The 12,848-nt window shown below is 66.0% G+C and carries 11 protein-coding genes; 4 read left to right on the forward strand and 7 right to left on the reverse strand.

What is annotated here, in order from left to right; translation table 11 throughout:
* The first annotated feature begins 199 nt into the window (after positions 1-199).
* Positions 200-2,170, forward strand: coding sequence for a SpoIIE family protein phosphatase (locus A5709_RS00550; RefSeq protein ID WP_068008322.1), 1,971 nt, complete (start codon positions 200-202; stop codon positions 2,168-2,170).
* Here the strand turns inward: A5709_RS00550 and A5709_RS00555 are convergent.
* From A5709_RS00555 to A5709_RS00580, 6 genes are all read right to left on the reverse strand, one after another.
* On the reverse strand, positions 2,167-3,411 hold the full coding sequence (locus tag A5709_RS00555) for an acyl-CoA dehydrogenase family protein (RefSeq protein ID WP_068117215.1): 1,245 nt from the start codon (positions 3,409-3,411) through the stop codon (positions 2,167-2,169). The two genes, A5709_RS00550 and A5709_RS00555, sit on opposite strands and share 4 nt — an antisense overlap.
* Positions 3,408-4,550, reverse strand: a complete 1,143-nt coding sequence (locus A5709_RS00560; RefSeq protein ID WP_068117217.1) for an acyl-CoA dehydrogenase family protein — start codon at positions 4,548-4,550, stop codon at positions 3,408-3,410. The genes A5709_RS00555 and A5709_RS00560 overlap by 4 nt, the downstream gene beginning before the upstream one ends.
* A gap of 95 nt (positions 4,551-4,645) precedes the next feature.
* Positions 4,646-5,617 carry an alpha/beta hydrolase gene (locus tag A5709_RS00565; protein ID WP_067947153.1) on the reverse strand — a complete coding sequence of 324 codons (972 nt, stop codon included), beginning with the start codon at positions 5,615-5,617 and terminating at the stop codon, positions 4,646-4,648.
* 136 nt (positions 5,618-5,753) lie between these two features.
* On the reverse strand, positions 5,754-6,902 hold the full coding sequence (locus A5709_RS00570; RefSeq protein WP_067947155.1) for an amidohydrolase family protein: 1,149 nt from the start codon (positions 6,900-6,902) through the stop codon (positions 5,754-5,756).
* The gene (locus A5709_RS00575; RefSeq protein ID WP_067947156.1) at positions 6,899-7,945 is read right to left on the reverse strand and encodes an amidohydrolase family protein; all 1,047 of its coding nucleotides are present in this window, start codon (positions 7,943-7,945) and stop codon (positions 6,899-6,901) included. Before A5709_RS00575 ends, A5709_RS00570 begins: the two co-directional genes overlap by 4 nt.
* On the reverse strand, positions 7,942-8,325 hold the full coding sequence (locus A5709_RS00580) for a Rieske (2Fe-2S) protein (protein WP_369827212.1): 384 nt from the start codon (positions 8,323-8,325) through the stop codon (positions 7,942-7,944). Before A5709_RS00580 ends, A5709_RS00575 begins: the two co-directional genes overlap by 4 nt.
* Positions 8,326-8,450: 125 nt before the next feature.
* Here A5709_RS00580 and A5709_RS00585 point away from each other — a divergent pair, with 125 nt between their 5' ends.
* Both A5709_RS00585 and A5709_RS00590 read left to right on the forward strand, forming a co-directional pair.
* The gene (locus tag A5709_RS00585) at positions 8,451-9,677 is read left to right on the forward strand and encodes a cytochrome P450 (RefSeq protein WP_068117220.1); all 1,227 of its coding nucleotides are present in this window, start codon (positions 8,451-8,453) and stop codon (positions 9,675-9,677) included.
* On the forward strand, positions 9,674-10,831 hold the full coding sequence (locus A5709_RS00590) for a Zn-dependent alcohol dehydrogenase (protein ID WP_068117222.1): 1,158 nt from the start codon (positions 9,674-9,676) through the stop codon (positions 10,829-10,831). The genes A5709_RS00585 and A5709_RS00590 overlap by 4 nt, the downstream gene beginning before the upstream one ends.
* A gap of 17 nt (positions 10,832-10,848) precedes the next feature.
* On the opposite strand, the gene A5709_RS28290 is transcribed toward A5709_RS00590, so the two are convergent.
* Positions 10,849-11,184, reverse strand: a complete 336-nt coding sequence (locus A5709_RS28290; protein WP_197520050.1) for a cupin domain-containing protein — start codon at positions 11,182-11,184, stop codon at positions 10,849-10,851.
* 253 nt (positions 11,185-11,437) lie between these two features.
* On the opposite strand from A5709_RS28290, the gene A5709_RS00600 reads away from it, so the two are divergent.
* Entirely contained in the window at positions 11,438-12,835 is a 1,398-nt protein-coding gene (locus A5709_RS00600) for an FAD-binding oxidoreductase (RefSeq protein WP_068117224.1), read from the forward strand.
* Positions 12,836-12,848 lie beyond the last annotated feature (13 nt).

Consider the following 12,848-nt stretch of genomic DNA (forward strand, 5'->3'; position numbering starts at 1 on the left):
CCGCGCTGATTAATTACAAACTGTCCTGGTTAAATTGCCGGGACCGTAGCCCGACGCGCGCCACGCTGGGCAAACTGTTGCATTGAGCACGCGGCCGCCATTGATATTCTTAGTGCCTGTGCCTGGCGAGTGCTCAGCGCTTTTGTGACCAGCTTGCGAGACTCAGCCCGAAAACGGGGGGCCGTAGGAGGAACGGCCAATGGCCGCCGAAAGGAACTGGGACAACACCGTGGGCGCGGCCGACGACGTCCGCCGCATCTTCGAGAATGTTCCCGCGCTGTTGGTCGGCCTCGAAGGGCCCGACCACCGATTCGTCGCGGTCAACGCCGCTTACCGCGCGCTCAGTCCTCCGATCGACAGCATCGGGCTCCTGGTGCGCGAGGTCTATCCCGAGTTGGAGAGCCAGCAGATCCTGCAAATGTTCGACCGGGTCTACGAGACGGGCGAGCCGCAGTCGGGAACCGAGTGGCGGGTGCAAGCTGACTTCGAGGGCTCGGGGACGGCACAAGAGCACTTCTTCGACTTCATCGTCACGGCACGGCGCGGAGACGACGGCTCGATCGAGGGGGTGCAGCTCGCCTTCGTCGACGTGACCGAGCGGGTGCGCGCACGGCTGGCCGCCGAGTCGCGCATGCACGAGTTGTCCGAGCGATACCGGAACGTGCGCGATTCTGCCACCGTCATGCAGCAGGCGCTGCTGGCGCCGTCGGTACCCGTCGTTCCGGGCGCCGACGTCGCCGCCGAGTACCTCGTCGCCGCCCAGGACACGGCCGCCGGTGGCGACTGGTTCGACGCGATTCCCCTCGGAGATCGGCTGGTGCTCATCGTCGGTGACGTCGTCGGCCACGGCGTCGAGGCGGCCGCGGTGATGTCGCAATTGCGCACTGCGCTGCGGATGCAGATCGTCGCGGGCTATCCGCTCGCCGAGGCGCTGGCGGCGGTCGATCGCTTCCACGAACATGTGCCCGGCTCGAGGTCGGCCACCATGTGCGTGGGCTCGCTCGACTTCGGCACGGGAGAATTCCAGTACTGCACGGCCGGGCACCCGCCGCCGCTGCTCGTCGGTTCGGAGAGCGAGTCGCGTTACCTTGAGCCGTCCGGCGCTGGCCCGCTGGGCAGCGGCACGGGTTTCCCGGTGCGCACCGAATTCCTGGACCTGGGCGACGTGGTCATGCTCTACACCGACGGTCTGATCGAACGTCCCGGCCGACCGCTGATGGCCAGCACCGCCGAATTCGCCGACTTGGCAGCCAACATCGCCGGCGGCCAGGGCGGGTTCGTGATCGAGTCCTCGGGGCGGCCCATCGACCGCATCTGTGCGGAGACGCTGGAACTGCTGTTGCGGTCGACCGGCTACAGCGACGACATCACATTGCTTGCGGCGCAACGGCGTATGCCGCCGCCACCACTCCAGATGACGCTGGATGCCACGATTCATGCCGCGCGCGCGGTTCGCTCTCGACTGCGTCAGTGGCTCGCCGAGGTCGGCGCCGCCCCCGATGACATTTCCGACATCGTGCACGCGATCTCCGAGTTCGTCGAGAATGCGGTCGAACACGGTTACACCACAGAGGTTTCCGACGGTGTTGTCGTCGAGGCATCGCTGGCCGGGGACGGTAACCTCTACGCGTCGGTCACCGACCACGGGCAGTGGAAGGACCATCTCGAGGGCGAGCAGGGTCGCGGCCGCGGCCTGGCCATGGCCGAAGCCCTGGTATCCAGCGCCCACGTCACCCATGGGCCCGGCGGTACCACCGCCAGCCTGACGCACCGCCTGTCGCGACCCGCCAATTTCGTCACGGACACGCTCGTCAGCCGGACCGATCAGCAGCGGAGGTCGACCGACTCCGAATTCGTCTCCGTGGTCACCGAACCGGGCCGCATCGTCGTCAGCGGCGACGTCGACTCCACCACCGCCTCCACGCTGGATCGCCAGATCGCGGTCGAAAGCCGTTCCGGGGTAGCGCCGTTGACCATCGATCTCAGCGCCGTGACCCAGCTCGGGTCGGCCGGCGTCAGCGCGCTGGCGGCCGCGCGCGACCGTGCACTACGCCAGGGCAGTGAGTACGTGCTGGTGGCCCCGCCGGGCAGCCCGGCGCACCATGTGTTGTCGCTGGTACAGCTCCCGGTCGCCGGCGGACTCGCCGAGAATCTCGTCGCGGAGGGCTAGAGCCGCTCGGATCGCTGGCCGTGCCGCACCTGCTTGAACGGCACGCCTCGATCGGCCGCGTATTCCCGCGGGAAGCCCAGCACCCGCTCGCCGATGACGTTGCGCGCCATCTCCGTGGTGCCGCCGCCCATCGCGACGGTCTGGCGGGCCAGGTAACGCAGACCGGTTTCCAGGCCGTCCCCGGGTTCTCCGACCACGCCGGCATTTCCCGCGATCGCCATGGCGGTGTCGACATCCACGAACACGGTCTCGGCGTGAAACAGCCTGATGAGCGTACCGGCGGCGGGCGGCAGCGTGCCATCGCGGACGCTGCGGTAGACGTGACCGATCAGCTGCTCGGCCACCGCACGTTGTACGAGTGCGCGGCCGGCCATCTGCTGCACGCGTTCGTTCCCGGCCTGACCCGTCTTCTCGATAAGGGCCACGTAGTCAACGGGATTCGCATTGCCGCCCTCACTGCCGCTGCCACTGGCGAACTCGGAGCCCTGCCCCACCGCCCTGCGCTCGTGGTACAGCTGCCGCGACGCCACCGCCCAGCCATTGTTCACCTCCCCGACGACGGCGTCGTCGCCGACGTCCACCCCGTCGAGGAACTCCTCGCAGAACTCCGTGGAACCACTCAGCATGGTGATGCGCCGCAACGTAATTCCCGGATGGGCGATGGGCACCAGGAACATCGTCAAGCCCTCGTGCTTGGGCACATCCCAATTGGTGCGGGCCAGACACAGCCCATAGTCGGCGGCGAACGCGCTGGTGCTCCACGTCTTGGCGCCGTTGAGTATCCAGCGGTCGCCGTGGCGTTCGGCCCGGGTGAGGACGCCGGCCAGATCGGATCCGCCGCTGGGTTCGGACAACAACTGCACCAGCACCTCGTCGCCGCGCAGCGCCGCCGCGATGTGTTGTTTCTTCTGATCTTCACTTCCGGTGTCGAGCAGCGTGGCGCAGCAGATGGTGAACGTCGGAGTGTTGAGAATCAGCGGCATCTCGTAGTCGATGGTCTCCGCGTCGAAGGACTTCTGGTACTCGTAGTCCAGGCCGAGGCCGCCGTACTCGCGGGGAAAGCAGATCCCGGCGAATCCGCCTTCGTACAACCGCTTTTGCAGTTCTCGGGCCCGTAGCCAGGATCGTTCGTCGTCGCGCGGGGCGGGCGGCGGCGATTCGGGATCGATGCGGGGCATGTTGTCCGCCAGCCATTCCCGGGCCCGGGCCGCGAACTCGGCAACGGATTCGGTCGGTGTCATTTGTTGGACCGACCCGCCTTCTCGTGTTCATACACGCGCAGGTTGTGTTCCTCCGGTGTTCCGAACATGGAGCGATACAACGTGATCCGGCGCAGGTAGAGGTGCAGATCGTGTTCCCAGGTGACGCCGATGCCGCCATGCATCTGCACGCAGGCCTGGACGATTTGGCCGGCCATCTCACCCACGTAGGACTTGGCGATGCTGGCCGACAGGCCCGCGCCGGGTGAGTTGGCGGCGACGTCGGCGACCGCTGCGGCCGTGGTGGCGCGGCACGCTTCAAGCCACAGCTTCATGTCGGCGAACTTGTGCTTGAGGGCCTGGTAGGACGCCAGCGGGCGCCCGAAGGTGTGCCGGTCCAACGCCCACTGGACGGTCAGGTCGAACACCGTCTGCAGGATGCCAACCACCTCGGCGCACTGCAGGGTCTGGGCGATCTGGCTCTGCCGGTCGATCAGGGCGGCGGTCTCGGCGGCGGTGCCGACCGCCGCCGATCGATCCACCATCACACCGTCGAAATGCACCCGGGCATATTGCTTGACCAGGTCGACGGACTGCTGGGGCTCGATGGTCACGCCGGGCGCGTCCGTGGGGACCAAGAACTCGCGCAGCTCGTCGCCACTGCGCGCCGCCACCAGCAGCACCGCGCTCTGCGCGCCGGCCTCGACCCGGTCCTTGGTGCCGTCAATGCGATAACCCGAATCGGTCGGGGTGGCCGTCACCGACGGATCCAGTGGCGCCCACCCTTGGCCCGGCTCCGAAACCGCCCACGATGCCACGGTTTCACCGGACATCAGAGCCTCGATGGCGTCGGTATGCGGTTGCCGGTCCGCACACTCGACGAGCGCGGCCAGTACGACGCTGACCGGATACAGCGGCCCGGGCGCCACAGTCTTGCCGAGCTGTTCGGCGACCATGGCCAGATCCGCCAAACCGCTGTCCGAGACGCTGCCGCCGCCCAATTCCTCCGGCACCAAGAGGCCCGTCCAGCCGAGCTCCGCGGCGCGCCGCCACCATGCCGGATCGAACGACACCCCCGCGGCGTGCAACTCCCGCACGCGGCGCAGTGGCGCTTCCTTTTCCAGAAAAGCCTGGGTGGTCGAAGTGAACAGCGTCTTTTCGGGAGAGTCGAGTGTGGTCATGCTGCCTCTCGTGGAGAGTTCTCCGGCGTTCTCGATGGTAGCAATTAACGCTACGGTAAGAGATACCGGAGTTCCGTCGATAGTGCTGTTCGGCGCTACATGGCGAACACGCGACGCAGCGAACGCGCGTGCAGGGCACGGTTCTCCTGAGAAACAACCCAATCGGGAACCAGTGAGTCGAACCCGTTGAATGCTGCTGCGATGACGTGTAATTCGGTGTGCACGTAGGCGTGCAACAGTCTGTTCGCGTAGTCGATGGCTTCGTCGCGGCAGGGATCGATCTCCGCGCAGCTGATGAACGTCGGCGGCAGGCCCTCGAGGTTCGCGCGGTGCGCGGGGACATGCTGGCCGTTGGCGCTCGCGTGACCGAGGTAATGACCCCATGCCCGGCTCACGGCCGGGCCGTTGAGGCCCGGCGTGCGCTGGAATTCGCGCCGGGATTGGGTGGCGTCGGAATCGAGCATCGGCTGGTGCAGGATCTGCACCAGGATCTGTGGACCTTCGTCATCGAACATGCGCTGACTCAGGCCCGCGACCAGTGCCGCGCCCGCGTCGCGTCCCATCACGGCGATGCGGTTGACGTCCACCTTCAGCTCGGCGCAGTTGCGGATGGCGTAGTAGAGGCCGGCCTCGACGTCGTCCAACGCGGCCGGGCAAGGGTGTTCCGGCGCGAGTCGATAGTCGACCGATACCAGCAGGCATCCGCCATCTCTGGCCAGCTCCACGCACTGGGCATGATCGGTGTCCAGGTTGCCGGTCACGAATCCCCCGCCGTGGGCGTACAGGACAAGCGGTGCATCTGATCCGGCTCGATCGAGGTCGGGACCGCGGTAGAAGCGAAGCTTCAGCTGATGTCCGCCGGGGCCGGCGATGGTGCGCGTTTCGACGGTTACATCGGCGGTGTCGACCGCGGCGGCGCGCTCGGCTGCGAGCCGGTTGGCGTGCTCCCGTTCGGGGGGCAGTGTCTCGGCGCGGAATTCGACGACGCCCAATGCGGTGGCGGCCTCTCGGAGTACCGGGTCGATCCGGGTAAGGCCCTGTGGCCGCGTCAGATTCGTTTGTGTCATACCTTCTCGTCTTCCGGGCTCGTCGTGCGGGCTCGTCCGGTCCCGGCGCGGGGCCGTGCCGGAAACTTTCTTCAAGGTAGACCTGCGATTCCGGGTGGTGACAGACGAGGGGCGCATCGCTTCAGCGCGGGCGGATTCAGAGTTCTCCGGGAAGCGCCTTGACCGTCGCCGGTAACCCGTAGAGAGCGGTCGCGTTGCCGCGCATGATCCGCTCGCGCTGGTCGGCCGGGAATCGGCTGATCGCATAGGTTGGCGCGTCGTAACTCCAGTGCGGGTAGTCCGTCGAAAACATCAGGTTGTCGCCCAGGTCCATCATTTCCAGATACTCCCGGAACTGCACGGTGTCGGCATCTTCCAGCGGCTGAGTGGTGAACCGAACATGTTCTCGCACATACTCCGACGGGCGGCGCCGCACGTGGGGCAGGTCGCCGCGGCGGGCTTCCCAGATGCGGTCCATCCGCGACATCACCGGCATCGCCCACGTGAACCCACCCTCGACGAACACCACCCGCAGGTCGGGGTGGCGGTCGAACGCGCCGTCGAACACCAGGCTCATCAGGTGCGAGACATACAGCAGCGGCCAGGACGCGAAGAAGTCATGCCAGTGCGCGGGGTTGCCGACGGGATACAACGGAATCAGCTCGAACGGCGTCTGTCCCATCAGGTGCGTGGCCACCGGGAAACCGTTGCGTGCAGCGGCTTCATAGAGCGGGTCGAAATGCGGGTTGCCGAACGGGATCCCACGAGTCTGCGGTGTCATCAGCACCTGGGCCATGTACGGATGTCCCGCCCACCGCTCGACCTCACGCGCCGCCTGCTCGGGTGTCTGCGCGCTGACGCTGATCGATCCGCGCCACCGGCCGTGTTCGTTGTTGGTGTCGAGCCAGACATCGGCAAGCCAGTCGTTGTAGGCGGACTTCAGAACGTGTTCGGCCTGTGGCAGCTGGGCGTCACACATCGGCTCCAGCGTCGCGATGCTGACGCCGGCGTCGAGCAGCAACTGCTTGGCGGCGAATTCCGGGTCGCTGCCCGCAACCCCACCCCCCGGCGGGGCGGCGTCCATCCGCAGCGACATGGTTTTGTACGAGTCCGGTGTGTCGTAGAAATGCGGCACCGGGGTGACGGCGTTGCCGGTCGGCCAGATCTTGTCCACCCATTCGGACGGCGCGTACGACTTGAGCACGTCGGTCGAGAGGGGCAACGGGTGCACGTCGGTGTCGACGATGCTGACCGCAATCTCGTCGTCGTGACCGGTCTGCGAATCGACTCGTTCGATGGTGGTCATCGGACACGCTCCTTCAGCCCGTACAGCTCGCTGGCGTTCCGCCACAGCACCTTGTGGCGTTGGGCGGGATCGAGGCCCTCGGCGATGGTCTCCGGCGGAGTTGTGGACCAATGGGGATACGCCGAGCCGTACATCAGCAGGTCGGACTTGCCGGTGAACTCCATCCAGCGCTGCGTGTCGCCGGCGTCGGTCGGTCCGTCGAACGCCGACGAGCAGAACCTGACGTGGCCGGGCAGGTATTCGCTCGGGTAACGGTCGACCCACGGCGTCTGGTCACGCATGGACACCCAGAAGGTGTCCAGCCGCCAGATCAACGGGGTGAGGATGTCATAGCCGCCGTCGGCGAAGACGAATTTGAGGCCGGGGTGCCTGCCGAACATCCCCTCGACGATGAGGGTGGCCAGATGCACGAAGTAGTTCAGCGGCATGAACGCGGCATATCCGGGATAGGTGTGGGCGTGGCCGGCGAAGGTGGGCGGATAGTCGACGCCGTTGCCGCCGTTTATGTGTACCGCCACTGGCAACCCGTGGGCGGCGGCGGCCTCCCAGATCGGCTCGAACATCGGTTTGCCGTAGGGCTCGCGTGACTGCATCGGGACGCCGACCTGGACGAGCTTCGGGTGATCGCCCAGGCGCTCGATCTCCGCGACGGCCCCCTTCGGGTCTTCCGGATTGACGCGGATGGTGCCCCGGAATCGATCGGTGTTGTCGGGCTCGATCCAGCGGTCGAGCAGCCAGTCGTTGACCGCCGCGCAAATTCTGCTGTTGAGCAGGTAGTCGGCGATGTTGCCGCGCGTCAGCGGGTTGAGGATGGCGTACTCGACGCCCTGCGCGAACAGGTCGCCACTGACCGTCTCCGGGTCTGACCCCGGGTAGTGCTCCCCGTAGAGGTCTTGCCGGTAGTCGCCGCCGGGTGCGGAGTACCACTGCTGTTCGACGTCGGGGATCGATCGCAGCTGATGGGCGGCGGGCAGGTAGCGCCGGATCTCCGCGTTGGAGCGGAAATGCGGTTGCACATTGGCATCGATGATCTGTGGGCTCATGCGGTCAGGTACACCTCCCCATCGGTGACGTCGACCTGGTAGGTGCGGATACGCCGGGTCGGATCGGCGAGATTTTGACCGGTGGTGATGTCGAATTCCCAGTTGTGCCAAGGGCATCGGATGATTTGGCCGTCGCGAACGCGCCGCAGCCCGCCGGGTTCGTCCGGGGCGAACTCGTTGGTCCCACCGAGGAGACCGAGGCACAGCGGGGCCCCTTCGTGCGAGCAATAGTTCACGATCGCGTAGAACTCGCCGCGCACGTTGTACACGCCGACGCCGAACTTCCCGACGTCGACCAGCTTCATCCCGCCGGGCGGCAGATCGTCCAGCGAGCACACGAATCGCCGCTCGGCCACTTGCATCACCGCCTCCGACGCCACGCAGCATCAATACTGTGCCCGTTACGGTAACCACGACAAGCCGTTGGGCTTAGTTGCTATCTATACTATGATAGCGATAATCCCGTCGATCCATCCGCTTACCGGCTGCCCAGGAGGAGCGCTGAATGACGCTCAGCACCGACCCCGCCAACCAGCCCGTCACACTCGACCTCACCGGCGAAACGAGCCCCTACCCGTTCTTCGAATACATGAGGCGCACGGACCCGGTTTGGCACGGCTCCCTGAGCGATCGTGAGCAGATCCCGGAGGAATTGCTGCCCAGCGACGAGTGGGTCTTGTTCAGCTACGACGGGGTCCATCGCGCCTTCCGAGACGACCGGATCTTCACGTCGGCCGCTTACGACAAGACGATTGGGTTGGTGATGGGCCACACCATCCTCGCCATGGGCGGGAAGGAGCACCACGATCACCGCAGCCTGGTGGCGAAGGCGTTTCGCGCGACCGCGCTGGAGCGTTGGGAGCCGTCGGTCATCGGGCCGGTCTGCGATCAGTTGATCGACGAGATCAAGAACGAGGGCCGCGCCGACTTGGTGAAGGCGCTGACGTTCGAATTTCCGACCCGCATCATCTCGACGTTGCTCGGTCTGCCGCCGGAGGATTTGGACATGTTCCGGCGGCTGTCCCTCGACCTCATCTCGATCCAGGCCGACATCATGGCGGGGCTGACCGCGGCAGAGGAGTTGCACGGCTACTTCCTCGACCAGGTCGAGCAGCGGCGCCGCAAACCGACCAATGACATTATCGGCGACTTGGTCACGGCCGAGATCGACGGCGAAAAACTCAGCGACGAGGCCATCATCGCGTTCCTTCGGCTACTGTTGCCCGCCGGACTGGAGACCACCTATCGATCGTCGGGCAACCTGTTGTACCTATTGCTCACCCATCCCGAGCAACTGGCGATGGTGTCCCGAGACCGGTCGTTGATACCGGTCGCCATCGAGGAGGGCCTGCGGGTCGAAACGCCGCTGACCATGGTCATGCGGACCACCACCGAAGAAATCGAGATCGGCGGCAAGACGATCCCGGCCGACGCCCAGATAGACCTGTGCATGGGGTCGGCCAACCGCGACGACACACGCTGGGCCGACCCCGATGTATTCGACATCACCCGGCCGCGCAACGCCCACATCGCGTTCGCCGGCGGCATCCACATGTGCCTCGGCATGCATCTGGCCCGACTGGAGACGCGCGTCATGCTGAACAGCCTCTTCGATCGCGTCAAAGACGTGGCCTTCGTGGCCGACGACGGCACCGGTGTGGAGTCCAAGATCGTCGGGCTCACCTTCCGCTCCCCCAACAAGCTTCCGGTCACCTTCTCCCCGGTCGCATGAGAAGCCGCGCGGCGATCCTGCACGACGTCGGCGGCCCGTGGTCTGTCGAGGAATTCGAGCTCGACGCGCCTCGGGCGGGGGAAGTTCTGGTCGAGATGGCCGCCGCCGGCCTGTGCCATTCCGACGACCACATCCTCAAGGGCGACATGGCGGCGCCGAATGAGACGCTGCGGAAGCTCGGGCTGCCGACCATGTTCCCGACCATCGGCGGTCACGAGGGTTCGGGCATCGTGCGGGAAGTCGGCGACGGTGTCACCGAATTCGAGCCCGGCGATCACGTCGTGATGTCGTTCGTCGCGGTGTGTGGGCAGTGCCGCTGGTGCGCCAGCGGCATGGAGTACATCTGCGACATGGGGGCCAGCGTCATGACGCCCGGCATGCCGACCGACGGCACCTTCCGCCACCACACCGCCGAGGGCAAGCCGTTGGGTCACATCGCCAAAGTGGGTGCGTTCGCCGAACACACTGTCGTGTCGACGAATTCGCTGGTGAAGATTGAGCCGCATCTGCCGCTTGCGCCGAGCGCCCTGTTGTCCTGTGCGATCCCGACCGGTTTCGGCTCGGTCGCCAACCGTTCCAACATGCGGGTGGGCGATACCGTGGTCGTGATCGGGGTCGGCGGCATCGGCACCGGCGCGGTCCAGGGCGCCCGGGTCGGCGGTGCCGCGCAGATCGTCGCGGTGGATCCCGTTGATTTCAAGCAGAAGTCGGCTCTGCAGTTCGGTGCTTCCCACACCGCCGCGACGGCGGAAGAGGCGCTGGACCTGGTGCGTGAGTTGACCTATGGCGTGATGGCCGATGCGGTCGTGGTTTCGCCGTCGCTGATCACACCGGGGGATGTTCGCGACGCGGTGAAGCTCACCCGCAAGGGCGGAACCTGTGTGCTCACGGGGATGACCTCGCAGTTGACCGCGTCAGTCAAGATCGATCTGCAGGACTTCATCCTGATGAACAAGACGCTGGCCGGCACCGTGTTCGGTTCCTGCAACCCGAGGGCCGACGTCTTCCGGCTGGCCCGGCTCTACCAGACCGGGCAGCTCCAGCTCGACGAGATGATCACCCGGCGCTATCGCCTCGACGAAATCAACGACGCCTACGACGATCTCCGGAACGGAAAGATCGTCAGGGGCATCATCGATTACGGGATTCAGTGAATCACCGCCGGTCGAGGTCATTTGCAAGCTCGCGGCGGGTCAGTCGCCTCCGCGGGTGACGTGCCCACCGGATCGATCAACAGCAACTCGAGCACTACCGGAGTCGTTCCGTGATTGCGGCCATCGTGCACATGGGCGGGACCACTGGGCTCGATGAACGAGTCGCCGGGCCGGTAGATGCCATCGACGGTGCAGTCGTTGCCATAGTGGTACAAGGTACCTTGCTTCACCACCGCGATGACGGTGCCTGGATGCCAGTGCCAACCTATGGCACCACCGGGGGCAATCGTGGTATCGCGAACCACGAACGTTCTTCCCTCGGTTGAGGTTTGCGCTACCACCTCGTAGTCCACGCCGGTAGGTTTTCGCCCGGCTCCGATCAGCGCGTAGGCGAGCCACGCCGCGATGGCAAGCAGGGCCGCCGAGGAGATGAGATTCCGGACTATCGCTCCGACGAATACGTCCTCATGCCGATCTGGTCTGCCCCACCCGCGTCGCGTTCGGCGATACATCCGCATCCTCGCTTCTTGTGATCTGGCCCATAAACGCCGATCGAGCAATCGGTATCGTGATACCGTATCACGGTACCTATCGAAAGGACCTGCCATGGATTCGTGGGGCGACAAACTCCCCGAACTGCAAGCGGCCCTACAGGGCCCGGTCGAGACGGAGAGGACCTTGGGCTACCAGCGGGAAGTGGCGGTCTTCAACACGGCGCTGCAGCATCGGCCCGCCGTCGTGGTGGGCGCGGCCAGTGCCGGCGACGTGTCGACGGCGGTGAGGTTCGCGGCGCGCCACGGCCTCAAGATCGGCGTCCTCAATACCGGGCACGGGCCATCGCTCGCCGCCGACGGCGACGCGCTGATGATCACCACGAGAAGGATGTCGGGCATCACGATCAACGCCGAGACCCGCTTGGCGCGAGTCGACGCCGGTGTGCGGTTCGGAGCACTGGTGGAAGCAGCCGCCGAGTACGGACTGGCTCCGCTGCCCGGATCGTCGCCCGGCGTCGGCGTCGTCGGCTACACCCTCAGTGGCGGCGCCAGTCTGACGATGGGACGCAAATACGGTTGGGCCGCCGACCATGTCACCCGCATCGACGTGGTGACCGGCGACGGTCAGCTGCGCCGGGTGTCTCCGCACTCCGAAGTCGACCTATTCGGCGCATTGCTGGGCGGCAAGGGCAACTTCGGGGTCGTCACGGCGATGGAGTTCTCCCTCTTTCCCGTGACGACGCTCTACGCGGGATCCATCTTCTACTCGGGCCGGCACGCCCGGCAGGTACTGGACGCCTACCGCGAGCTCACGGCCACGGCGCCCGACGAGCTGACGACCAGCCTGGCTCTGCTGAATCTGCCTCCCCTGCCAGGCCTTCCGCCCTTCATGCAGGGCCAGCTGACCATCTCACTGCGCGTCTCCTTCGCCGGAGATGGCGCCGTCGGGGCCCGGCTGATCGATCCGATACGCCAGGTCGCACCCGCGCTGGCGGACACCGTCCGTAGCATGCCCTACACCGAATTCGCATCGATCAGCAATGATCCGACGGATCCGGCGGCCGCGGTCGAACACTTCGGCCTGCTCCGGGAGCTGACCGAAGACACCGTCGCCGCGATCGTCGATGTCGTCGGCCCGGACTCCGGCAGCCCCATCAACATCGTTGACATCCGACACCTGCAAGGCGCGTTCGGCAGGCCGGCGCCTTTCCCCAACGCCGTTGGAGCGCGGGACGCCGCCTTTGCCTTCTTCGGCCTGACCGTCGTGCCACCCGGGCACGAACCGGTGCGCCACATGCACTGCGGTTCCGAGCTTCTCACGGCGCTGAAGCCGTGGCTGCACGAGATGGCCAGCCCCAGTTTTCAGGGCCCCGGCGATGCGACGCCGGAACGCGTGCGGAACGCCTACGATCCCGAGGTATACGACAGGCTCAGGGCGGTCAAGACGAATTACGACCCGCACAACAGGTTTCGCCTCAACCACAACATCCCGCCCCACGGCGCGGCGTGAATGCGATTGCAAT

Origin of the sequence: Mycobacterium sp. E1386, from assembly GCF_001672745.1 — a bacterium.
GTDB lineage: Bacteria > Actinomycetota > Actinomycetes > Mycobacteriales > Mycobacteriaceae > Mycobacterium.

Bases quoted from the DNA above. Each gene is read 5' to 3' on its own strand.
- A5709_RS00560 (WP_068117217.1), bottom strand. From the start codon at position 4,550: ATGACCACACTCGACTCTCCCGAAAAGACGCTGTTCACTTCGACCACC.
- A5709_RS00555 (WP_068117215.1), bottom strand. From the start codon at position 3,411: ATGACACCGACCGAATCCGTTGCCGAGTTCGCGGCCCGGGCCCGGGAA.
- A5709_RS00565 (WP_067947153.1), bottom strand. From the start codon at position 5,617: ATGACACAAACGAATCTGACGCGGCCACAGGGCCTTACCCGGATCGAC.
- A5709_RS00575 (WP_067947156.1), bottom strand. From the start codon at position 7,945: ATGAGCCCACAGATCATCGATGCCAATGTGCAACCGCATTTCCGCTCC.
- A5709_RS00590 (WP_068117222.1), top strand. From the start codon at position 9,674: ATGAGAAGCCGCGCGGCGATCCTGCACGACGTCGGCGGCCCGTGGTCT.
- A5709_RS00550 (WP_068008322.1), top strand. From the start codon at position 200: ATGGCCGCCGAAAGGAACTGGGACAACACCGTGGGCGCGGCCGACGAC.
- A5709_RS00600 (WP_068117224.1), top strand. From the start codon at position 11,438: ATGGATTCGTGGGGCGACAAACTCCCCGAACTGCAAGCGGCCCTACAG.
- A5709_RS00585 (WP_068117220.1), top strand. From the start codon at position 8,451: ATGACGCTCAGCACCGACCCCGCCAACCAGCCCGTCACACTCGACCTC.
- A5709_RS00570 (WP_067947155.1), bottom strand. From the start codon at position 6,902: ATGACCACCATCGAACGAGTCGATTCGCAGACCGGTCACGACGACGAG.